This window comes from Streptomyces sp. NPDC052040, assembly GCF_044548405.1.
In the GTDB taxonomy this organism is placed as follows: Bacteria; Actinomycetota; Actinomycetes; order Streptomycetales; family Streptomycetaceae; genus Streptomyces.
Genome location: NZ_JBIUBV010000005.1, coordinates 378320 through 400305, shown reverse-complemented (window position 1 = coordinate 400305; position 21986 = coordinate 378320). Strand labels below are relative to the sequence as shown.

The 21986-nt window shown below is 71.8% G+C and carries 17 protein-coding genes; 10 read left to right on the top strand and 7 right to left on the bottom strand.

Annotated features, from left to right (window positions below; genetic code table 11):
- The 4 genes from ACIHAA_RS14500 to ACIHAA_RS14485 form a co-directional block, all read left to right on the top strand.
- Nucleotides 1-300: alpha-glucosidase C-terminal domain-containing protein (locus tag ACIHAA_RS14500; protein ID WP_399816763.1), on the top strand; the 300-nt coding region annotated here is incomplete at its 5' end.
- 89 nt (nucleotides 301-389) lie between these two features.
- Complete coding sequence (locus ACIHAA_RS14495; RefSeq protein WP_399816761.1) at nucleotides 390-1790, top strand: maltokinase; 1401 nt, start codon at nucleotides 390-392, stop codon at nucleotides 1788-1790.
- Nucleotides 1791-1981: 191 nt separating this feature from the next.
- Complete coding sequence (gene glgB / locus ACIHAA_RS14490) at nucleotides 1982-4333, top strand: 1,4-alpha-glucan branching enzyme (RefSeq protein ID WP_399816792.1); 2352 nt, start codon at nucleotides 1982-1984, stop codon at nucleotides 4331-4333.
- A gap of 52 nt (nucleotides 4334-4385) precedes the next feature.
- Complete coding sequence (locus tag ACIHAA_RS14485) at nucleotides 4386-4781, top strand: DUF6234 family protein (RefSeq protein ID WP_399816759.1); 396 nt, start codon at nucleotides 4386-4388, stop codon at nucleotides 4779-4781.
- Nucleotides 4782-4818: 37 nt separating this feature from the next.
- Here the strand turns inward: ACIHAA_RS14485 and ACIHAA_RS14480 are convergent, their stop codons facing one another.
- The 5 genes from ACIHAA_RS14480 to ACIHAA_RS14460 all read right to left on the bottom strand — a co-directional run bounded on the left by ACIHAA_RS14480 (nucleotide 4819) and on the right by ACIHAA_RS14460 (nucleotide 10616).
- Nucleotides 4819-7101 (bottom strand): HelD family protein, encoded by a 2283-nt coding sequence (locus ACIHAA_RS14480; protein WP_399816757.1) that lies wholly within the window; start codon nucleotides 7099-7101, stop codon nucleotides 4819-4821.
- Nucleotides 7102-7251: 150 nt separating this feature from the next.
- A complete protein-coding gene (locus ACIHAA_RS14475; RefSeq protein WP_399816755.1) occupies nucleotides 7252-7596 on the bottom strand; it encodes a thioredoxin family protein in 345 nt (114 codons plus the stop codon).
- Nucleotides 7593-8021, bottom strand: coding sequence for a MerR family transcriptional regulator (locus tag ACIHAA_RS14470; protein ID WP_399816753.1), 429 nt, complete (start codon nucleotides 8019-8021; stop codon nucleotides 7593-7595). Before ACIHAA_RS14470 ends, ACIHAA_RS14475 begins: the two co-directional genes overlap by 4 nt.
- 28 nt (nucleotides 8022-8049) lie before the next feature.
- Nucleotides 8050-8835 carry a DUF2127 domain-containing protein gene (locus ACIHAA_RS14465; protein ID WP_399816751.1) on the bottom strand — a complete coding sequence of 262 codons (786 nt, stop codon included), beginning with the start codon at nucleotides 8833-8835 and terminating at the stop codon, nucleotides 8050-8052.
- A 113-nt stretch (nucleotides 8836-8948) separates the two neighbouring features.
- Complete coding sequence (locus ACIHAA_RS14460; protein WP_399816749.1) at nucleotides 8949-10616, bottom strand: MFS transporter; 1668 nt, start codon at nucleotides 10614-10616, stop codon at nucleotides 8949-8951.
- 187 nt (nucleotides 10617-10803) lie between these two features.
- Here ACIHAA_RS14460 and ACIHAA_RS14455 point away from each other — a divergent pair, with 187 nt between their 5' ends.
- Nucleotides 10804-11412: a TetR/AcrR family transcriptional regulator gene (locus ACIHAA_RS14455; protein WP_399816747.1), complete on the top strand. Its 609-nt coding sequence runs from the start codon at nucleotides 10804-10806 to the stop codon at nucleotides 11410-11412.
- 117 nt (nucleotides 11413-11529) lie between these two features.
- On the opposite strand, the gene ACIHAA_RS14450 is transcribed toward ACIHAA_RS14455, so the two are convergent.
- Nucleotides 11530-12909 (bottom strand): cation:dicarboxylate symporter family transporter, encoded by a 1380-nt coding sequence (locus ACIHAA_RS14450; protein ID WP_399816745.1) that lies wholly within the window; start codon nucleotides 12907-12909, stop codon nucleotides 11530-11532.
- Nucleotides 12910-13236: 327 nt separating this feature from the next.
- On the opposite strand from ACIHAA_RS14450, the gene ACIHAA_RS14445 reads away from it, so the two are divergent.
- Together ACIHAA_RS14445 and ACIHAA_RS14440 are read left to right on the top strand one after the other, a co-directional pair.
- Entirely contained in the window at nucleotides 13237-14967 is a 1731-nt protein-coding gene (locus ACIHAA_RS14445; protein WP_399816743.1) for an ATP-binding protein, read from the top strand.
- Nucleotides 14964-15659, top strand: a complete 696-nt coding sequence (locus ACIHAA_RS14440) for a response regulator (RefSeq protein ID WP_399816741.1) — start codon at nucleotides 14964-14966, stop codon at nucleotides 15657-15659. The genes ACIHAA_RS14445 and ACIHAA_RS14440 overlap by 4 nt, the downstream gene beginning before the upstream one ends.
- 127 nt (nucleotides 15660-15786) lie before the next feature.
- Here the strand turns inward: ACIHAA_RS14440 and ACIHAA_RS14435 are convergent, their stop codons facing one another.
- Complete coding sequence (locus ACIHAA_RS14435; RefSeq protein ID WP_399816739.1) at nucleotides 15787-16812, bottom strand: ATP-dependent 6-phosphofructokinase; 1026 nt, start codon at nucleotides 16810-16812, stop codon at nucleotides 15787-15789.
- A gap of 259 nt (nucleotides 16813-17071) precedes the next feature.
- On the opposite strand from ACIHAA_RS14435, the gene pta reads away from it, so the two are divergent.
- From pta to pyk, 3 genes are all read left to right on the top strand, one after another.
- Nucleotides 17072-19162, top strand: a complete 2091-nt coding sequence (gene pta / locus ACIHAA_RS14430; RefSeq protein ID WP_399816737.1) for a phosphate acetyltransferase — start codon at nucleotides 17072-17074, stop codon at nucleotides 19160-19162.
- Complete coding sequence (locus ACIHAA_RS14425) at nucleotides 19159-20367, top strand: acetate kinase (RefSeq protein ID WP_399816735.1); 1209 nt, start codon at nucleotides 19159-19161, stop codon at nucleotides 20365-20367. The genes pta and ACIHAA_RS14425 overlap by 4 nt, the downstream gene beginning before the upstream one ends.
- 96 nt (nucleotides 20368-20463) lie before the next feature.
- Nucleotides 20464-21894, top strand: a complete 1431-nt coding sequence (gene pyk, locus ACIHAA_RS14420) for a pyruvate kinase (RefSeq protein ID WP_399816733.1) — start codon at nucleotides 20464-20466, stop codon at nucleotides 21892-21894.
- The last annotated feature ends 92 nt before the right edge of the window (nucleotides 21895-21986 follow it).

The following is a 21986-nucleotide window of genomic DNA, read 5'->3' as shown; positions in this document are numbered from 1 at the left end:
ATGATCGAGATCCGCAAACAGAACCCCGCGTTCGGGCTGGGCTCCTACACCGAACTGCCCTCCACCAACCCCGCCGTCCTGGCCTTCCTGCGGGAATACAAGGACGACCTCGTCATGTGCGTCCACAACTTCTCCCGCTTCGCCCAGCCCACCGAACTCGACCTGCGCCGCTTCACCGGCCGCCACCCCGTCGAACTCATCGGCCAGGTCCGCTTCCCCGCCATCGGCGAACTCCCCTACCTCCTCACCCTCGCAGGCCACGGCTTCTACTGGTTCCGACTCCGCAAGGACGGCGCATAGAAGCCACGGGCGGGGCGGTTTCCGCCGCCTTGCCCGGGGCACCCAGGCTCTACCACCCCGACCGTCCCCCCTGGCAAAGGACGTCCGTCATGTCGGAAGCCGTCGCCCAGCCCTCCACGGTCCAGTCCGAACTGCTCGCCTCCCTCGACCCGCTGCTGCGGGAGTGGCTGCCGCGGCAGCGCTGGTTCGCGGGCAAGGGACGGCCGATCACCGGGTTCTCGCTGGTGGCGGCCACCGATCTGCTGCCCCCCGACGGCACCCTCCGCCTGATCCATCTGCTGGTGCGGGCCCATCAGCCGGAGGTGCCGGTCCAGGGCGCCCAGCCGCACCCCGGGGACTGCTACCAGGTGCTGCTGGGCGTGCGCGAGGCGCTGCCGCCGCGGCTGGCACCCGCGCTCATCGGCCATGTGACGGAAGGACCGCTGGCCGGGCGGACCGTCTACGAGGCGCTCCACGACCCCCGGGCCACCACCGTGCTCCTGGAGGCGCTGCGCACCCGGGCCAGGATCGGGGGGCTCCGCTTCGACGGCGACCCGCGCCGGACCCTGCGGGACGGACTGGTCCCGAGGAGGGTCACCGCGGAGCAGTCCAACTCCTCGGTCATCTACGGAGATACGTTCATTCTGAAGCTTCTGCGGCGGGTCGTGCCCGGCACCAACCCCGATCTCGAACTGCCGCTGCTGCTGTCGCGCGAGCGCTGCTCCCGGGTGCCCGCACCGGTCGGCTGGCTGCTGGCGGGTCCGGACGGCCCGGGCGAGTCCTCTGTGCTGGCCGTGCTCCAGCCCTATCTGCGAGGCGCGTCCGACGGCTGGGAGCTGGCCCTGCACGAGCTGGCCAAGGGCGAGGACTTCACCGCCGAGGCGCGGGAGCTGGGCCGGGCCACCGCCGAGGTGCACACGGCCCTGGCCCGCGCCCTGCCCCCGGTCACCCTGGGCCACCCCCAGATAGGGCCCCTGGTCACCGGCATGGCGGAGCGGCTGGAGGCGACCGCGCAGGCGGTGCCCGTGCTGCGGCCGTACGCGCCCGCGCTGCACTCCGCGTTCGAGGCGCTGGCCTCGCTGGCCGACGAGGGGCAGACCTGGACCGCCCAGCGCATCCACGGGGATCTGCACCTCGGGCAGTGCCTGCGCTCCCCGTCCGGGGCATGGTCGCTGATCGACTTCGAGGGCGAGCCGTCCCGGCCGCTGGCCGAACGCCGGATGCCACAGCCCGTGGTGCGGGACATAGCGGGAATGCTGCGCTCCTTCGACTACGCGGCCCATGCGGCGGGCCCCCCGGCGCCGGAGTGGGCCGCCGGGTGCCGGGCCGCGTACTGCGCGGGCTACGCCGAGGTCACCGGGTCCGACCCGCGCACCGATCCGGTGCTGCTGCGCGCGTACGAGACCGACAAGGCCGTCTACGAGGTCCTCTACGAGGCCCGCCACCGTCCCGACTGGCTGCCGGTGCCCATGGCGGCAGTCCGCCGTCTGGCCGCCGACGCCACCCCCTGATCCGCCACCCGTTGCCCTTTGCCGAGGAGGCTCCGCCCGTGACGCCCCGCCCTCCGTCCGACGACAGTACGCAGAAGAACGGCGACGGCCCGCAGAAGGCCGCAGCGAAGAAGGCGGCCACCGCGAAGCGGACGGCGGCGGACGCCGACAGGCCGACGTCCGGTACGCGGCAGTCTGCGGCCCGCAAGGCGGTGACGCCCGCGAGGACGGCGTCGAAGACAGCGTCCAGGACACAGGCGAAATCACCGGCGAAGAAGGCGGCCGGGACACCGGCGGCGAAGAAACCGGCGGCCGGGAGGGCCGGGGGAAAGCCGGCCCCCGTGCCCGCCGCCCGGGCCGCCGCACCCGAGGAGACCGTCTCCCCCGCCATCGGTGCCGAGGACCGCGCGCGGCTGGCCGACGGAACCCATCACGATCCGCACGGAGTGCTCGGCGCCCATCCGGTCCCCGGCGGTGTCGCCTTCCGTGCCTTCCGCCCGTACGCGCTGTCGGTGGCCGTCGTCGCCGGAGACCTGCGGGCCGAACTCACCGACGACGGGGGCGGGTTCTTCTCGGCGCTGCTGCCGCTGCCGGAGATCCCGGCGTACCGGCTGCTGGTGGCGTACCGGGGGGTGACCCAGGAGACCGAGGACGCCTACCGCTTTCTGCCCACGCTCGGCGAGCTGGATCTGCATCTGATCGGCGAGGGGCGCCACGAGCAGCTGTGGCAGGCGCTCGGCGCCCGTCCGCTCACCCATCAGGGTGTCACCGGCACCGCCTTCTCGGTGTGGGCGCCGAACGCCCGAGGGGTACGCGTGGCGGGCGGCTTCAACCACTGGGACGGCACCGGCCATCCGATGCGGTCGCTCGGCTCCTCCGGGGTGTGGGAGCTGTTCGTGCCCGGCCTCGGCGAGGGCGAGCTGTACAAGTTCGAGATCACCCGCCCGGACGGCTCCCGGACCCTGCGCGCCGACCCGCTGGCCCGCCGTACCGAGGTCCCGCCGCTCACCTCCTCGGTCGTGCACGCCTCCCACCACGAGTGGCAGGACCATGAATGGCTCGCCCGCCGGGCCGCGGCCCCCGCCCACGAGGCGCCGTTCTCGGTGTACGAGGTCCATCTGCCGTCCTGGCGACCGGGCCTGACGTACCGTGAACTGGCCCAGCAACTCCCGGCGTATGTGCGGGACCTCGGCTTCACCCATGTCGAGCTGATGCCGCTGGCCGAGCATCCCTTCGGCGGCTCCTGGGGGTACCAGGTCACCGGCTTCTACGCCCCCACGGCCCGGCTGGGCAGCCCCGACGACTTCAAGTACCTGGTCGACGCCCTGCACCAGGCGGGTATCGGGGTGCTGATGGACTGGGTCCCGGCGCACTTCCCGCGCGACGAGTGGGCCCTTGCCGAGTTCGACGGACGGCCGCTGTACGAGCCCGCGGACCCGCTGCGGGCGGCCCACCCGGACTGGGGCACCCTGGAGTTCGACTACGGGCGCCGCGAGGTGCGCAACTTCCTCGTCGCCAACGCCGTCTACTGGTGCGAGGAGTTCCACATCGACGGCCTGCGCGTGGACGCCGTCGCCTCCATGCTCTACCTCGACTACTCCCGCCCGTACGGCCAGTGGCGGCCCAACGAGCACGGCGGCCGGGAAAACCTGGACGCGGTCGCCTTCCTCCAGGAGATGAACGCCACCGTCTACCGCCGCTGCCCCGGAGTGGTCACGGTCGCCGAGGAGTCCACCGCCTGGGACGGCGTCACCCGGGCCACCCACCACCCGGGGCCGAGCGGTTTCGGCGGCCTGGGCTTCGGACTGAAGTGGAACATGGGCTGGATGCACGACTCGCTCCAGTACATGGCCCATGAGCCGGTGCACCGCTCGTACCACCACCATGAGATGACCTTCTCCATGGTGTACGCCTACAGCGAGAACTATGTACTGCCCATCTCCCACGACGAAGTGGTGCACGGCAAGGGCTCGCTGGTGTCGAAGATGCCGGGCGACTGGTGGCAGCAGCGCGCCAGCCTCCGCGCCTATCTGGCCTTCATGTGGTCCCACCCGGGCAAGCAACTCCTCTTCATGGGCCAGGAGTTCGCCCAGGGCTCGGAGTGGTCCGAGGCGCGGGGTCCGGACTGGTGGCTGCTGGACCCGGCCTATGGCGCCGAGCCCGACCACCGGGGTGTGCTCGACCTGGTCCGCGAGCTGAACACCGTCTACCGCGGGACTCCGGCGCTGTGGCAGCGCGACAGCGAACCGTCCGGTTTCCAGTGGGTGACCGGGGACGCGGCCGACGACAACGTGCTCGCCTTCCTCCGCCGTGATGCCGACGGCACTCCCCTGCTGGCCGTGTGCCACTTCTCGCCGGTCGTCCGGCACGACTACCGGCTGGGCGTCCCGGACGAGGTGCCCGCCTGGCACGAGGTCCTCAACACCGACCTGGCGCGGTACGGCGGCAGCGATGTCCGCAACCCGGACCCGCTGAAGCCGGAACCGGCCCCCTGGCACGGCCGCCCGGCCGGCATCCGGCTGACCCTGCCGCCCCTGGCGACGGTGTGGCTGCGGCCCGCCTGAACCGAGTACGCGTGCTCATGCGCGGCACCGCACGGCCCGGCACTCTGCCACCATGACGAACGCTGCTACGGTGCCCGGACGTTGGCGCCCCTGGTCCCGTCCGGCACGCCGGGGCGTGGACCTGGCCCTCGCGATCCCGGTGGTCGTACTGGGGACCGGGTGGCTCGTGCTCGACTGGATGTTCGGCCTCGGCCTGGCCGTGTGGGCGGCACAGGGCGACCGGAGGCGGATCGACGCGGCCGATCTCGCACACATCGGCCGGGTGCGGGTGCTGCTGGTCGCCGTACTCGCCTCGGCCGTCCTCGCGGCCGCCTTCCGCGCCCGCCGCACGGTGGTCGCACAGCTGCTGGTCGCCCTGCTGGCGGGCGGGGTGCTGATGGCCTCGCAGCACGAGTGGCAGGAGCACCACACCCCGCCCGGCTGCGTCCGCTACAGCGCGAACTGCTGAGGCGGCCGGGCTCCGGGGCTCCCGAAGGGGCATCCCGTCAGGCCGTCGGCGCCCCGGCCAGGGCGGACGGCAGGGGCTCCCGGTGCAGGATGCCCAGCCTCTGGGTGGCCCGGGTCAGGGCCACATAGAGATCGCTCGTGCCGTACCGGCCGGGCTCGACCACCAGCACGGAGTCGAACTCCAGCCCCTTGGACTGGCGCGGATCGAGCAGGACGACGGTCCGGGTGAGGTCGGGCTCGGCGCCCGCCGTCACCCCGTCCAGCCGGGCGGCGAGCGAGCGGTGCAGCTCACGCGGGGCGATCACGGCGAGCCGCCCCTCGGCCGGGGTCAGCTCCTCGACCGCCTCGGCCACCGCGCGGGGCAGATCGTCCGCGGCGCGCACCCAGGGCCGCACTCCCGTGGACCGCACCGAACTCGGCGGCTCGAAGTCCGGGTCCCCGGCCCGTACGACCGCCGCCGCGACCTCCATGATCTCGGCGGGCGTACGGTAGTTGACGCCGAGGCGGGTGTGCTCGTAGCGGTCCTCGACATAGGGGGCGAGGATCCGCGACCAGGAGCCGACCCCGGCGGCCTCGGCCGTCTGCGCCGGGTCGCCGACCAGCGTCATGGAGCGGGTCGGACAGCGCCGCATCAGCAGCCGCCAGGCCATCGGCGACAGCTCCTGCGCCTCGTCGACGATGATGTGGCCGAAGGCCCAGCTGCGGTCGGCCGCCGCGCGTTCGGCGGCGCTGCGGTGGTCCGCCTCCTCGTGCCGCTCGGCGAACCGCTCGGCGTCGATGATGTCGTGCGCGGACAGCACCTCGGAGCCGTCCGGGTCGCCCTCCTCCTTGTCCTCGAACTCATAGGTGCGGGAGGCGTACGACACCTCCAGCACGCCCTGCGCGTACGACACCTGCGCCTCGCGCTCGCGTTCGGCGCGGGCGCGCGCGATCCGGTCGTCCTCGCCGAGGAGTTCGGCGGCCTCGTCGAGCAGCGGTACGTCGGCCGCGGTCCAGGCCCGGGTGACGGGACGGCGGACGGCGGCCGCGTCCTCGTCGGACAGATACTCCTGCGGTGCGGCGAGGAAGTCCGCGACCAGTTGCTCGGGGGTCAGCACGGGCCACAGCCGGTCGATGGCCGACCAGACCTCGGGGTTCTCCGCGAGTTCGTCGCGGATCTGGGTGATGTCGCTCGGGTCGAGCAGGTTCGAGCCGTCGTAGGGGTCGGTGCCGATCCGCTCGGCGACCATGTCCGTCAGGGTGTTGAGGAGATGGCCCTCGAAGTGCTCGCGGGCCGTGTTGTGCGGCAGCCCGGTCGCACGGGTGCGTTCGCGGGCCATGTTCACCAGCCCGTCGTCGAGCAGCAGCACCTCTCGGTCGTGCTCCACGGCGAGGACCGGGTCGGGCAGGGTCTGGCGGTCCCGGACGACCCGGGCGAGGACGTCGGCCATCCCGGCGCGGCCCTTGACGGCGGCGGCCTCGGGGGTGTCGGCGGCGGTGGCCTTCACCCCGGGGAACAGTTCACCGACGGTGGAGAGCAGCACTCCGGTCTCGCCCAGGGAGGGCAGCACCTCGCCGATGTAGCCGAGGAACGCGGGGTTCGGGCCGACGATGAGGACCGCGCGGCGGGCGAGCAGTTCCCGGTGTTCGTAGAGGAGATAGGCGGCCCGGTGCAGGGCGACGGCGGTCTTCCCGGTGCCGGGGCCGCCCTCCACCACCAGCACACCCCGGTGCGGGGCGCGGATGATGCGGTCCTGGTCGGCCTGGATGGTGCGGACGATGTCGCCCATCCGGCCGGTGCGGGCGGAGGTGAGCGCGGCCAGCAGCACGGCGTCCCCGGACGGGTCCTCGTGGCCGGTGCGCTCGTGGTCGGCGAGGTCGAGGATCTCGTCGTGCAGCGAGGTGACGCGGCGCCCGTCGGTGCCGATGTGCCGGCGCCTGCGCAGGCCCAGCGGGGTGTGGCCGGTGGCCAGGTAGAAGGGGCGGGCGACGTCGGCCCGCCAGTCGATGAGGACCGGGGTGTGGTCCGCGTCGGCGGTGCGCAGCCCGATCCGGCCGATGTGGTGGCTCGCCCCGGAGGAGAGGTCGATCCGGCCGAAGCAGAGCGAGCCGTCCACGGCGTTCAGCGCCGCGAGCAGCCCGGAGCGCTCGGCGACGAGGATGTCCCGCTCCAGCCGGGCCTGCATGGGCTTGTCGCCCTGGGCAAGCGCGTCCGCGACGGAGGTCTCGGTGTCGCCGCGCAGCTCGTCCACCCGCGCATACAGCCCGTCGATGAATTCCTGCTCGTGCCGCAATTCATCGTCCGGAAATTCGGCGTTTGACAATTCCGCTCCCGACCCCATATACTGTGCCTACTGAACTTCTTCGCGACTCCATTTCCGGGAGTTGCGAATCATTGAATATACGCAGAGAAATCCCCCGAGCGCAATTGCGCTCGGGGGATTTCTTCGTAGGGGCCTCGTCGGCCTGTGCGCGAACCGTGGTCAGAGCACTCAGAGCATCTCGGACAGCACCTCGGACAACTCCTCCCGCAGCCGCCGCCCGGGCCGGGCCCCGACCATCGCCTTCACCGGCTCACCGCCGCGGAACACCATGAAGGTCGGCATGGACAGCACCCGGTACGCGCGGGTCGTCTCCGGATTGGCATCCACGTCCAGTTGCACCACCTTGAGCCGCCCCTCCTCCTCCGCGGCCAGGGCACCGAGCACCGGCGCCATCCGACGGCACGGCGGACACCAGTCGGCCGTGAACTCCACCAGCACGGGCAGCTCCGACCCGATCACCTCCGCCTCGAAGTCCCCGTCCGTCACCTCGGCCACACCCATTGCCCCGCTCATCGCCGCCGCCCTCCCAGCTCGCACACCGGTTCCGGACCACCCGGAACCCCCGCATCGGCCGCCAGCGCGTCACGGGCCTCCTCCGCCCTCGCCAGCTGCGCCCCGACCTTCGCCCGCACCGCCCCCAACTCCTCGATCAGCGCGTCGAGTTCGTCCAGCTTGCGGCGGTAGACCACGAGCGATGCCGGGCACGAGTCCCCCTCGGGGTGCCCGGCCCGCAGGCACTCCACAAAGGGCCGCGTCTCCTCCAGGTCGAACCCGGAGTCCCGCAGCGTCCGGATCTGCCGCAGCAGCTTCAGATCCCCCTCGTCATAGGTGCGGTGCCCATTGCCCGCCCGCCGCGCGGGCAGCAGCCCCCGCGCCTCGTAGTACCGCAGAGCCCGGGGAGTGGTCCCGGCCCGCACCGCCAGCTCGCCGATTCGCATATCCCGACGCTAGCCCTTGACGCGGACGTCAGGGCAAGGGCGCGGGGCGTGCGGCGACCAGGACCGCCGACTCCTCCACCTCCAGGAGGGAGGCGCTGTGGCGTTCCTCGTCGAAGGCCTTGCGGCCGCCGCGCAGGCCGAACAGGCGCTTGGCGAGGGCGATGTAGAGGACCGCGAGGATGTTGAGGACCAGGGTGGCGATCTTCAGTCCGCTGATGTGCTCGGTGAGTTCGTAGACCTCCAGGGGCAGGAACGCCGCGGTGGCGACCACCGTGAGGTACTCCGCCCAGCGCCTGGCGTACCAGAGCCCGACCGCCTCGACCAGTTCGACCAGGGCGTAGGCCAGCAGCAGCCCGGCGACCAGGAGCAGCGTGGAGTGCCGGTAGCCGAAGGCCTTCTGGACGGAGCCGACCACGGGCGAGTGGTCGAGGTCGTAGTGGAAGTGGCGGAAGACGGGCCGCAGGACGTCGAGATACTCGGTGAAGAGCCGCCGTACCGCGTCCTGGCTGTTGCTGAACTTCCAGACGGCCACCGCCACCAGCACGATGAAGACGCCGCGCACGGCCCGCTCCAGGGCCAGGAAGCGCAGGACGAACAGGTCGCGCAGCACCTTGCCGCGCGGCACCAGCGGTGCGTCGCAGGCCGGTCCGGTGCCGTGCGGCTCACCGAGCGCGAAGTCGCCGCAGCGCAGGCACCGCCAGGCGTCGCCGAGCGCGGTGCGGGCGTGCAGCCGGGTCCGCAGCCGGGGGTCGTCGGGCGCGTAGGTGACATGCCCGCGGCGCGCGCAGGTGCGCCGGTCCCAGTCGATCTTCATGCCCCGTGCCTCCCGAACAACGGTGCCGTGCCGGACGGTCCGGCACGGCACGGTGGCGCATGTACTACGAGACGTGGGGCCCCGGCCCGGGGTTCCCCGGGCCGTCAGCGGGTTCAGGCGTCCACGAGCTCGCGCTCCTCATTGTGCTCCTCGACGGGAGCCGGGGCGGCCTTGCCCGGCAGCAGCACCCCGACCAGGACGGTTCCGACGCCGAGGATCACCGCGCCGACCAGGCTGGTGTGGGCGACCGCATCCGCGAAGGAGGAGCCGACCGCGTCGGCCATCTGCCGGGCGCCGTGGGCGAGCTGCTCGGCCTGGGCCTTGAGCTGCGCGGCCTGCTGGGCGTTGTGGGCGTGCGCGGCCTGCTCGGCGAGCTGCCGTGCCTTGTCGCCGACGCCCTGCGCCACCGCGAGTCCGGCACCGACCGAGTCCTGCGCGGTGGACAGGGCGTGGGCCGGGAGCCGACTGCCGCTCGCCGCGTCCTTGAGGTGCGAGGAGTAGGAGTTGGCCAGCACCGAACCGAGGAGGGCGATGCCGAGCGAACCGCCGAGTTCCAGGGAGGTGTCGTTCACCGCGCCGCCGACGCCCAGCTCGGACTCCGGGAAGGCGCCCATGATCGCGTCCGTGCAGGGGGAGAGCGCCAGGCCGATCGCGAGGCCCAGGATCACCAGGGGCAGGACGAAGTCGCCGTAGGTGGAGGCGGCGTCGATCCGGGTCAGCAGCGCGAGCGCGGCCGTACCGCCGACCATGCCCGCGGTCACCGTGATCCGCATGCCGACGCGAGGGGTGAGGTAGCCGGTCAGCGCCGAGCCGACGAAGACCGCACCCGCGAGCGGCAGCATCCGCACGCCGGTCTGGAGGGCGTCGTAGCCGAGCACGAACTGAAGGTGCTGGGTGAGGAAGTAGAAGGCGCCGAAGACGGACAGGAAGAACAGCGCGACGGCGAGGTTGGAGCCCGCGAAGCGGCGGTTCACGAAACGGCGCACATCGAGGACCGGGCGCGGGTGGCGCAGCTCCCAGACGATGAACAGGGCGAGTCCGAGGCCCGCGACGACGGCCGCGGTGACCGCCTTGGCGCCCCAGCCGAAGTGCGGCCCCTCGATGATCATGTAGACGAGGGCACCGACCCAGACCACCGAGAGCGCCCCGCCGACGTAGTCGATGCGGTCGTGGTGGCCGGCCTTGGAGGGCGGTACGAGGACGAAGGCGGCGACCAGCGCCACCGCCGCGATCGGCACGTTGATCAGGAAGGTGGAGGACCAGCCGTGGTTCTCCAGCAGGGCACCGGCGACCAGCGGACCCGCCGCGATGGCGAGACCGGCGGTGGCGGTCCACAGGACGATCGCCTTGGCCCGCTCGGCGCGCGGGAAGGTCGCGGCGAGGAGGGAGAGGGTGGCGGGCATGATCAGCGCGGCGCCGACGCCCATCACGGCACGGGCCGCGATGACGCCCGTGGCACTGTCGGCGAAGTAGCCGGAGACGGCACCGCCGCCGAAGACGACGAGCCCGAGGACGAGCGCACCGCGGCGGCTGTACTTGTCGCCGATGGCGCCGAGCAGCAGCATCAGGGCCGCGTAGGGGACGGTGTAGCCGTCGATGACCCACTGGAGGTCGGCGCTGGACAGGCCGAGGTCCCGGGTCATGTCGGGTGCGGCGACGGTGAGGGCGGTGTTCGCCATCACGATGATCAGCAGGCTCAGGCAGAGGACCAGCAGGGCCCACCAGCGCCGGGCGTAGGGCCGGTCCATCCTCTCGACCGGTTCGTTCATGACGAGACGCATGGGATGCGGGCCTTCCTCTTCTTCTCCGTTGCCGGTCACGTGGGACGTGTGACGTCTGACGTGCACGGTTGCGCGTAGTTGCACAACCATGTGCAATGTACGTCGTTGCACAGCGCTGTGCAAATAAGGAGGCGAAGACTCTGTGGAGACCCACCCGGACGCCGGGAAGGCGTGCAGAATGACAGCCATGACCACGGGCGCCCCCAGCCGGGCCGACACCAACCGCCGCCGCATCCTCGATGTCGCACTGACCGAGCTGCTGCGCGATCCCGACGCGTCCATGGACCAGATCGCCCGCGCCGCCGGGGTCGTACGGCGCACGGTCTACGGGCACTTCCCGAGCCGCGAGGCGCTGGTCAGCACGCTGGTGGACGGCGCCGTGGAGGCGGTCGCGGCAGCCCATGCGGAAGGCCGGGAGGGAGTGGCGGACCCGGCGGAGGCGGTGGCCCGGGGGACGATCGCGGTGTGGGAGGTCGCCGACCGCTACCGGATCCTGGTCGCGCTGGCTCAGCGCAGTGTGACCATGCAGGGCATCCGGGAACGTCTCACACCGGTCCGCGCGGCCTGTGCCGAGATCCTGGCGCAGGGCCTGGAACAGGGGGTGTTCGTCTCACCGCTGCCGCCCGAGGCGCTGGCGGCCGTCCATGAGCAGATGCTGTTCGCCCTGATGGAGGCGGTGAACGACGGCCTGCTCCCGGCGCGGGACGCGGGCCCCTCGGCCGCGGTCACCCTGCTGGCCGCGGTGGGCGTACCCGCCTCCCGGGCCACCGAACTGGTGGCGAAACTCACGGCCTGACAGCGGGTGCGGGACTTTTCGGGGACGTACGTGATGGACCGGGCGGCCGGTTGACGGGGGAATCGGACCGGCCGCCCGGGGTTCGGGGGATGTGAACAGGAACCTCACTCGGAGGCCTCAGGCCTTGGCCAGCTCCTTGTCGCCGCCGGGCCCGGCCACCGGCGCGGCCTCGGCACCGTCCTCGTCCAGCAGGGTCTCCTCGTCGAAGGGGAACTCGCCCGCGAGCACCCGCCGCACCCGCTCCCGGTCGACCTCCCCGGTCCAGGTGCCGATGAGCAGGGTGGCGACCGCGTTGCCCGCGAAGTTCGTCACGGCACGGGCCTCGCTCATGAACCGGTCGATACCGATGATCAGGCCCACCCCGTCCACCAGGGCGGGCTGGTGCGACTGGAGTCCGCTGGCCAGCACGGCGATACCGGAACCGGACACACCGGCCGCGCCCTTCGAGGCGACCATCATGAACAGCAGCAGTCCGATCTGCTGCCCGATGGCCAGCGGCTGGTCCAGCGCGTCCGCGATGAACAGCGAGGCCATCGTCAGATAGATCATCGTGCCGTCGAGGTTGAAGGAGTAGCCGGTCGGCACGGTGATGCCGACGACCGGACGGCTCACACCCAGATGCTCCATCTTCGCGATGAGCCTCGGCAGCGCCGACTCCGACGAGGAGGTCGACACGATCAGCAGGAACTCACGGCCGAGGTACTTCAGCAGGTGCCAGATATTGACCTTGGCCACCACGCGCACCAGGGCCCCGAGCACGATCCCGACGAACAGCAGACAGGTGACGTAGAACCCGATCATGATCGTGGCCAGTGCCTTCAGCGCGTCCACACCGGTCTCGCCGACCACGGCCGCCATGGCGCCGAAGGCACCGACCGGGGCCGCCCACATGATCATCGCGAGCACCCGGAAGACCAGCCGCTGGATGTGCTGCACCCCGCGCAGGACCGGCTCGCCGGAGCGCCCCATGGCCTGGAGCCCGAAGCCCACCAGCAGCGCGACCAGCAGGGTCTGGAGCACCTCGCCCTCGGTGAAGGCCGACACCAGGGTGGTCGGGATGATCCCGAGCAGGAAGTCCACCGGGCCCTCGGCGGCCGCCTTGGCCTGCTCGTGCCCGACGCCCTTGAGGGCCTCGGTCAGATGCATCCCGCTGCCGGGGTGGATCACATTGCCGACCACCAGGCCGATGGCGAGCGCCACGACCGACATCACCAGGAAGTAGCCGAGCGCGAGCCCGCCCACCCTGCCGACCTTGGCGGCCTTCCGTACGGAGCCGACACCCAGCACGATCGTGCAGAAGATGATGGGCGAGATCATCATCTTGATCAGCGCCACGAAGCCCGTACCGAGCGGCTTCAGCTGCTTGGCGGCATCGGGTGCGGCGAAGCCCACGGCGATGCCGAGGGCCACCGCGGCGATCACCGCGAGATAGAGATAGTGGGTGCGGTCCCGCCTGGCGGCGGGCGCGGCAGGGGTGGTGCGGGATGTGCTGGCCACGGCTGCCCTCCTCGACGTCGTCGTCGGATCGTCCGGCGTGCGGCTCACGTCCGGGGAAAGCGGGGGCACACCCCCCGGCGTCCGGGAAGCGTCCCCCGGTGACCGGGAGGCGGCACGCTCCCGGGGATGCGGTGACTATCTCCCGCCGTGTGAGGGCGGTCACCCTTCCGTTCATTGAGTTCACGCGGAGGGGGCGGGTCACTGAGTTCATACGGAGGGGCGGGTCGTCGAGTCCACGCGAAGGGAGGCAGCCGCGCGTCCGCTCCGTTCCCCTCCGCATGCTGAACCCCTGGACCGCAGGACGGAACCGCGAGGCAGACTGAACGCATGCGCGTGCCCAGACTCCCGAGACCCCGCAGCCTGGCCGGCCAGCTCTTCGCGATGCAGGCCGTGCTGATCGCGGTGCTCGTCGCCGGGTACGCCCTCTTCTCCTACGTCAGCGACCGCGACCAGGCGCAGCAGGCGGCCGGGCGGCAGGCCATGGCGGTGGCCCGCTCGGTGGCGGACTCCCCCTCGGTGCGGGCGGCGATCCGCACCCCCGACCCGACGCGGACGCTCCAGCCGTACGCGACCCAGGTGCAGCGGCACACGGGCGTCGACTTCGTCACGATCATGAACCCGGGGGGCGTCCGCTGGACCCACCCCAACCCGGCGCTGATCGGCGAGCGCTTCCTCGGACACACCGCCCGCGCGCTCAGGGGCGAGTCGTTCACCGAGACCTACACCGGCACCCTGGGCCCGTCCGTGCGGGCGGTGACCCCGGTCCGCGACGGGGGCCGGATCACCGGCCTGGTGAGCGCGGGCATCACGGTCGAGACCGTCTCGGCCCGGCTCCGGGAGCAGGTGACCACGCTGGCCGGGGTGGCGGGCGGGGCCCTGGTCCTGGGCGCCGTAGGCACCTATGTGATCAACGCCCGGCTGCGCCGCTCCACGCACGGCATGAACGCCACCGAGCTGAGCCGGATGCACGACTACCACCAGGCCGCGCTGCACGCGGTGCGCGAGGGGCTGCTGATGCTGGACGGCCGGTTCCGGGTGGCGCTGATCAACGACGGCGGCCGGGAACTGCTCGGGGTGGGCGGCGAGGTGGTGGGCCGCTCGGTGGCCGACCTGGGGCTGCCCGCGCCGCTGACCGGTGCGCTGCTGTCCTCCGAGCCCCGGGTCGACGAGGTCCATCTGACGGCGTCCCGCGTCCTCGTCGTCAACACCTCCCCGGTCTCCGGCGGCGAACACCGGGGCACGGTGGCCACCCTGCGCGATGTCACCGAACTCCAGTCGCTGACCGGCGAGTTGGACTCGGAGCGCGGTTTCACCCAGGCGCTGCGCGCCCAGGCGCACGAGGCGGCCAACCGGCTGCACACGGTGGTCTCGCTGATCGAACTGGGCCGTGCGGAGGAGGCCGTGGACTTCGCCACGGCCGAACTGGAGCTGGCGCAGGCCCTCACCGACCAGGTGGTCGCCGCGGTGAACGAACCGGTGCTCGCCGCCCTGCTGCTCGGCAAGGCGGCCCAGGCGAACGAGCGGGGCGTGGAGCTGGTGGTGGCGGAGGACAGCCGCATCGACGACGGGCTGCTGCCGCCGTCGCTCCCGGCCCGGGACCTGGTCACCGTCCTCGGCAATCTGATCGACAACGCGGTGGACGCCGCCCAGGGTTCGGAGGGCGGCCGGGTGACGGTGACCGCCTGCGCGGAGGGGGCGGAGCTGGTCCTGCGGGTGTCCGACACCGGCGCCGGAGTCGACCCGGCGCACACCGAGGAGGTGTTCCGGCGCGGCTGGTCCACCAAGACGGCCGCCGCGCCCGGCGGCCGGGGCCTGGGACTGGCCCTGGTCCGCCAGACGGTGCGCCGCCACGAGGGCACACTGACGGTGTCCGGGGCGCCGGGCGGCGGGGCCCGCTTCGAGGCGCGGATCCCGCTGCCCACCGCACGGACGGCCCCGGGGACGGAACCGGCGGGCACGGAACGGGCAGGGACAGAACCGGCGGGGACAGAACTGGCGGGGACGGGCCCGGCCGGGGCGGACCGGGCGGGGACGGCCCTGCCCGGAGGCGGCGCATGACCGGGCAGCCCATCCGCGTCCTGGTCGTGGAGGACGACCCGGTGGCCGCCGACGCCCATGTCCTCTACGTGGGGCGGGTACCGGGCTTCACCGCGGTGGGCACCGCGCACACGGGCGCCGAGGCGCGGCGCCTGCTCGACCGCACCCCGGTCGACCTGCTGCTCCTCGATCTGCATCTGCCGGATGTGCACGGCCTTCAGCTGGCCCGCTCCCTGCGCGCCGCGGGGCATCACGCGGATGTGATCGCGGTGACCTCGGCACGGGACCTGGCGGTGGTGCGGGAGGGGGTGTCGCTGGGGGTGGTCCAGTACGTACTGAAGCCGTTCACCTTCGCCACCCTGCGGGACCGGCTGGTGCGGTACGCGGAGTTCCGGGGCGCGGCGGGCGAGGCGAGCGGCCAGGAGGAGGTGGACCGGGCGCTGGCGGCGCTGCGGGCGCCGGGACCGGCCGCCCTGCCCAAGGGGCTGAGCGCACCGACCCTGGAACGGGTGACCGGCGCCCTGCGCGCCCACGAGGAGGGACTGACGGCCGCGGGCCTCGGCGAGACCGTCGGCATCTCCCGCATCACGGCCCGCCGCTATCTGGAACACCTGGTGGACACGGGCCGGGCGGCCCGCCGCCCGCTGTACGGCCAGATCGGCCGACCGGAGCTGGTGTACCGCTGGAGACGGGAGACCGGCCGGACACCCTGAGGCGACCGGCCGACGGTCGCCACCGCGGGGTGCCGACCGCACCACCCCGGGGCGACCGGCCGTTTCAGCACGGCGACCAGCCGTTCCAGAACAGCGGTCGGCCGTTCTGAAACGGCGACCGACCCTTCTAGAACACCGACTCCGCCTCGTCCATCCGGTCCGTGGGCACCGTCTTCAGCTCGGTCACCGCGTCCGCCAGCGGCACCATCACCACGTCCGTGCCGCGCAGCGCCGTCATCATGCCGAATTCGCCGCGGTGCGCCGCCTCCACCGCGTGCCAGCCGAAGCGGGTGGCGAGCACCCTGTCGTAGGCGGTCGGGGTGCCGCCGCGCTGGACGTGGCCCAGGATGACCGGCTTGGCCTCCTTGCCGAGGCGCCGCTCCAGCTCGTAGGCCAGTGCCGTGCCGATGCCCAGGAAGCGTTCGTGGCCGTACTGGTCGATCTCGCCCTTGCCGTAGTCCATCGTGCCCTCGGCGGGGTGCGCGCCCTCGGCGACGCAGATCACGGCGAACTTCTTGCCGCGGGAGAAGCGCTCCTCGACCATCTTGACCAGGTCCGCGGGGTCGAAGGGGCGCTCGGGCAGGCAGATGCCGTGGGCGCCGGCCGACATGCCCGACTCCAGCGCGATCCACCCGGCGTGGCGGCCCATGACCTCCACCACCATCACACGCTGGTGGGACTCGGCCGTGGTCTTCAGGCGGTCCATGGCCTCGGTGGCCACGGTCACCGCGGTGTCGAAGCCGAAGGTGCGGTCGGTGGACGAGATGTCGTTGTCGATCGTCTTGGGCACGCCGACCACCGGCAGTCCCGCGTCCGAGAGCATCCGCGCCGCGGTCAGGGTGCCCTCGCCGCCGATCGGGATGAGCGCGTCGATCCCGAAGTCGCGGATCATGTCCGAGGCGTTCTCGCACGCCTCGCGCAGCCGGTCGCGCTCCAGGCGGGACGAGCCGAGAATGGTGCCGCCGAGCGCCAGGATGCCGCTGACGCCGTCCAGGTCGAGGGCGCGGTAGTGACTTTCGAGCAGACCCCGGTAGCCGTCCTCGAAGCCGATGACCTCGTCGCCGTACTGCGCCACCGCCCGGTGGACGACGGACCGGATCACTGCGTTCAGCCCAGGACAGTCGCCGCCCGCGGTGAGGATTCCGATGCGCATCGTGCTGTGTCTCCTGCTCGCTTTGGTACCGGTGAGCCAATCCGATTCTTTCACGCTCCCCACACCGGTGCCGCGCCCGCCCCGGCGGCCCCCAGCCTCCGTGAGCCCCTTGACCTGACGGGCGTCTTATCCAGCGCCGGGGGTATTGTCAAGAGGGTTCTGCTCACCCTCGCGGATGATTTTCGCGCGCCGCAGAACCCCCTAGATGTGCCCGAAAACGGTCAAGAACCCCACCTGAGAGACGAAACGGAGAGCCCACGTGACGCCCAGCGTGTACGTGACCGGGATCGACCGCGGCGACGGCCGTCAGGTCATCGAGCTGGGAGTGATGGAGCTCCTGACCCGGCAGGTCGACCGGGTCGGAGTGTTCCGCCCGCTCGTCCACGACGGCCCCGACCGCCTCTTCGAGCTGCTGCGCGCCCGGTACCGGCTGTCCCAGGATCCGACGACCGTGTACGGCCTCACCTACGAGGAGGCGTCCGCGCTCCAGGCCGAGCGGGGCACCGACGAGCTGGTGTCGACCCTGGTCGACCGCTACCACGCGGTGGCGCGTGACTACGACGTCGTGCTCGTCCTCGGCTCCGACTTCGCCGACACCCAGCTCCCCGACGAGCTGTCCCTCAACGCCCGGCTCGCCAACGAGTTCGGCGCGTCGGTGATCCCCGTGGTGGGCGGCCGCAAGCAGAGCCCGGAGTCGGTGCGGGCCGAGGTGCGCAACGCCTACCGCGCCTACCACGGACTGGGCTGCGACGTGCTCGCCATGGTCGCCAACCGGGTCGTGCGCGAGGACCGGGACGAGCTGGCCGAGCGGCTCGACTCCCGGCTCCCGGTGCCCTGTTACGTCCTCCCCGACGAGGCCGCGCTGTCCGCCCCGACGGTCTCTCAGATCGCCCACGCCCTCGGCGCGCGGGTGCTGCTCGGCGACGACTCCGGGCTGGCCCGCGACGTGCTCGACTTCGTCTTCGGCGGCGCCATGCTGCCGAACCTCCTCGGCGCGCTGACCCCCGGCTGCCTGGTGGTGACCCCCGGTGACCGCGCCGATCTGGTCGTCGGCTCGCTCGCCGCGCACAGCGCGGGCACCCCGCCGATCGCGGGCGTGCTGCTCACCCTGGACGAGGTGCCCAGCGAGGAGATCCTCACGCTGGCCGCGCGCCTGGCTCCCGGCACCCCGGTGCTCTCGGTGCCCGGCAACAGCTTCCCCACCGCCGCCCGGCTCTTCACCCTGGAGGGCAAGCTGAACGCGGCCACCCCGCGCAAGGCGGAGCGGGCGCTCGGCCTCTTCGAGCGGTATGTCGACACCGCCGGTCTCCTGGACCGGGTGTCCGCGCCGAGCAGCGACCGGGTCACCCCGATGATGTTCGAGCACAAGCTCCTGGAGCAGGCCCGCGCCGACCGGCGCCGGGTGGTGCTCCCGGAGGGCACCGAGGAGCGGGTGCTGCACGCCGCCGAGGTGCTGCTGCGCCGGGGCGTGTGCGACCTCACCCTGCTCGGGCCCGTCGACCTGATCCGCAAGAAGGCCGCCGACCTCGGGATCGACCTCGGGGACACCCAGCTGATCGACCCGGCCGCCTCGGAGCTGCGCGACACCTTCGCCGAGCGGTACGCCCAGCTGCGCGCCCACAAGGGTGTCACCGTCGAGCTGGCGTACGACGTGGTCACCGACGTCAACTACTTCGGCACCCTGATGGTCCAGGAGGGCCTGGCCGACGGCATGGTCTCCGGCTCGGTGCACTCCACGGCCGCCACCATCCGGCCCGCGTTCGAGATCATCAAGACCAAGCCCGACGCGAAGATCGTCAGCTCGGTCTTCTTCATGTGCCTGGCCGACAAGGTCCTCGTCTACGGCGACTGCGCGGTCAACCCCGACCCGAACGCCGAGCAGCTCGCCGACATCGCCATCCAGTCGGCGGCCACCGCCGGGCAGTTCGGCGTGGAGCCGCGGATCGCGATGCTGTCGTACTCCACCGGCACCTCCGGCTCGGGTGCCGACGTGGACAAGGTGCGCGAGGCCACCGAGCTGGTCCGGTCGCGCCGCAGCGATCTGAAGATCGAGGGTCCCATCCAGTACGACGCCGCGGTCGAGCCGACCGTGGCGGCGACCAAGCTGCCGGGCTCGGAGGTCGCCGGACAGGCGTCCGTGCTGATCTTCCCGGACCTCAACACCGGCAACAACACCTACAAGGCCGTACAGCGCTCGGCCGGCGCCATCGCCGTCGGCCCGGTCCTCCAGGGCCTGCGCAAGCCCGTCAACGACCTGTCCCGGGGCGCCCTCGTCCAGGACATCGTGAACACCGTCGCCATCACGGCGATCCAGGCCCAGACCCCGCACGAGAAGGCAACCGCCCAGTGAGTCCCTCCCGCGTCCTCGTCCTCAACTCCGGCTCGTCGTCGCTGAAGTACCAGCTGCTGGACATGCGTGACAGCAGCCGTCTGGCCGCGGGCCTCGTCGAGCGCATCGGCGAGCAGACGTCCCGGCTCCGGCACACGGCCCTCACCAACGGCGACACCCGCGAGCAGAACGGCCCGATCGCCGACCACCAGGCCGCACTGAAGGCCGTGGCCGAGGAACTGTCCCGGGACGGGATGGGGCTCGACTCGCCCGAGCTGGCCGCCATCGGCCACCGGGTGGTGCACGGCGGGCTGTTCTTCACCGAGCCCACCGTCGTCGACGACAGCGTGCTCACCGAGATCGAGCGGCTGATCCCGGTCGCGCCGCTGCACAACCCGGCCAACCTCACCGGCATCCGCACCGCCATGGCGCTGCGGCCGGACCTGCCGCAGGTGGCCGTCTTCGACACCGCCTTCCACACGACGATGCCGGAGTCGGCGGCGCGCTACGCGATCGACACCAAGATCGCCGACCGGCACCGGGTGCGGCGCTACGGGTTCCACGGGACCTCGCACGCGTATGTGTCCCGGGCGACCGCACAGCTGCTGGGCAAGGCTCCGGAGGAGGTCAATGTCATCGTGCTGCACCTGGGCAACGGGGCGTCCGCCTCGGCGGTCCGGGGCGGCCGGTGCGTGGACACCTCCATGGGGCTGACCCCGCTGGAGGGGCTGGTCATGGGGACCCGCTCCGGTGATCTGGACCCCGCCGTCATCTTCCATTTGGAACGGGTTGGCGGAATGTCCATGGACGAGATCGACACTCTTCTCAACAAAAGAAGCGGTCTGTTCGGCCTCTGCGGCGACAACGACATGCGGGAGATTCAGCGCCGGATCGACGAGGGCGACCAGGAGGCACAGCTCGCCTTCGACATCTACATCCATCGGCTGAAGAAGTACATCGGCGCCTACTACGCGGTACTCGGCCGGGTGGACGCGGTCGCCTTCACCGCGGGTGTGGGCGAGAACGCGGCCGCGGTGCGCCGGGCCGCCGTGGCGGGCCTGGCGGAGCTGGGCCTCGCGGTGGACGACGAGCGCAACGCCGTACGCGGCGACGCGCCGCGGCTGATCTCGCCCGACTCCGCGCGGGTGGCGGTCGCCGTGGTGCCGACGGACGAGGAACTGGAGATCGCCCGGCAGACCTTCGACCTGGTCGGAATGGACAAGTGAACTATTCGAGCCGTCTCGCCTGAGCAGCGTCCTGCCCATTTGTATATTCCGTCGGCCGGAATATTCCGCGCCGAAACAAACCGATAGGATCGCCCCATGCGCCGTTCGAAAATCGTCTGTACTCTCGGCCCCGCGGTCGACTCCCACGAGAAGCTCGTTGCGCTGATCGAAGCCGGCATGAATGTCGCCCGCTTCAACTTCAGCCACGGCACCCACGCAGAGCACCAGGGGCGGTACGACCGTGTCCGCGCCGCGTCCGCCGAGACCGGCAGGGCCATCGGCGTCCTCGCCGACCTCCAGGGCCCGAAGATCCGCCTGGAGACCTTCGCGGAGGGCCCGGTCGAGCTGGTCCGCGGCGACGAGTTCACCATCACCACCGAGGACGTACCGGGCGACAAGTCGGTCTGCGGCACCACCTACAAGGGCCTGCCGGGCGATGTCTCCAAGGGCGACCAGATCCTGATCAACGACGGCAACGTCGAGCTGAAGGTCCTGGACGTCGAGGGCCCCCGGGTCCGGACGATGGTCATCGAGGGCGGCGTCATCTCCGACCACAAGGGCATCAACCTGCCCGGCGCGGCGGTGAACGTCCCGGCGCTGTCCGAGAAGGACATCGAGGACCTGCGGTTCGCGCTGCGCATGGGCTGCGACATGGTCGCGCTGTCCTTCGTGCGGGACGCCAGCGACGTCAAGGACGTCCACCGCGTCATGGACGAGGAGGGCCGCCGCGTCCCGGTCATCGCCAAGGTGGAGAAGCCGCAGGCGGTGGCGAACATGGAGGCCGTCGTGATGGCGTTCGACGGTGTCATGGTCGCCCGCGGCGACCTGGCCGTCGAGTACCCCCTCGAAAAGGTCCCCATGGTGCAGAAGCGGCTCATCGAGCTGTGCCGCCGCAACGCCAAGCCGGTGATCGTGGCGACCCAGATGATGGAGTCGATGATCACCAACTCCCGTCCCACCCGCGCCGAGGCCTCGGACGTCGCCAACGCCATCCTGGACGGCACCGACGCGGTCATGCTGTCGGCCGAGTCCAGCGTCGGCGCCTACCCGGTCGAGACGGTCAAGACGATGTCGAAGATCGTCCAGGCCGCCGAGGAGGAGCTGCTCTCCAAGGGCCTCCAGCCGCTGGTCCCGGGCAAGAAGCCGCGGACGCAGGGTGGTTCGGTGGCCCGCGCGGCGGCCGAGATCGCGGACTTCCTGGGCGGCAAGGGCCTGGTGGCCTTCACCCAGTCCGGCGACACGGCCCGCCGCCTCTCCCGCTACCGCGCCTGCCAGCCGATCCTGGCGTTCACCACGGACGAGTCCACCCGCAACCAGCTGGCGCTGAGCTGGGGCGTGGAGTCGCACGTCGTGCCGTTCGTGAACAGCACCGACGAGATGGTCGACCTGGTCGACCAGCACCTGGTCCGGCTCAAGCGCTTCAACGACGGCGACATCGTGGTCATCACCGCCGGCTCCCCGCCCGGCGTCCCCGGCTCCACCAACATGGTCCGCGTCCACCACCTGGGCGAGGGCAGCCGCAACTGACCCTCCCCCAGAGGACGTACGACACCGAGGGCGCCCCCTGCCGACAGGGGGCGCCCTCGGGCGTGGCGGCACGGAGGGACGTGCACCCGCCC

Bases quoted from the DNA above. Each gene is read 5' to 3' on its own strand.
- ACIHAA_RS14470 (WP_399816753.1), bottom strand. From the start codon at position 8,021: ATGCGAATCGGCGAGCTGGCGGTGCGGGCCGGGACCACTCCCCGGGCT.
- ACIHAA_RS14475 (WP_399816755.1), bottom strand. From the start codon at position 7,596: ATGAGCGGGGCAATGGGTGTGGCCGAGGTGACGGACGGGGACTTCGAG.
- ACIHAA_RS14440 (WP_399816741.1), top strand. From the start codon at position 14,964: ATGACCGGGCAGCCCATCCGCGTCCTGGTCGTGGAGGACGACCCGGTG.
- ACIHAA_RS14445 (WP_399816743.1), top strand. From the start codon at position 13,237: ATGCGCGTGCCCAGACTCCCGAGACCCCGCAGCCTGGCCGGCCAGCTC.
- ACIHAA_RS14480 (WP_399816757.1), bottom strand. From the start codon at position 7,101: ATGGGGTCGGGAGCGGAATTGTCAAACGCCGAATTTCCGGACGATGAA.
- ACIHAA_RS14460 (WP_399816749.1), bottom strand. From the start codon at position 10,616: ATGCGTCTCGTCATGAACGAACCGGTCGAGAGGATGGACCGGCCCTAC.
- ACIHAA_RS14435 (WP_399816739.1), bottom strand. From the start codon at position 16,812: ATGCGCATCGGAATCCTCACCGCGGGCGGCGACTGTCCTGGGCTGAAC.
- ACIHAA_RS14455 (WP_399816747.1), top strand. From the start codon at position 10,804: ATGACCACGGGCGCCCCCAGCCGGGCCGACACCAACCGCCGCCGCATC.
- ACIHAA_RS14495 (WP_399816761.1), top strand. From the start codon at position 390: ATGTCGGAAGCCGTCGCCCAGCCCTCCACGGTCCAGTCCGAACTGCTC.
- pyk (WP_399816733.1), top strand. From the start codon at position 20,464: ATGCGCCGTTCGAAAATCGTCTGTACTCTCGGCCCCGCGGTCGACTCC.
- ACIHAA_RS14485 (WP_399816759.1), top strand. From the start codon at position 4,386: ATGACGAACGCTGCTACGGTGCCCGGACGTTGGCGCCCCTGGTCCCGT.
- ACIHAA_RS14465 (WP_399816751.1), bottom strand. From the start codon at position 8,835: ATGAAGATCGACTGGGACCGGCGCACCTGCGCGCGCCGCGGGCATGTC.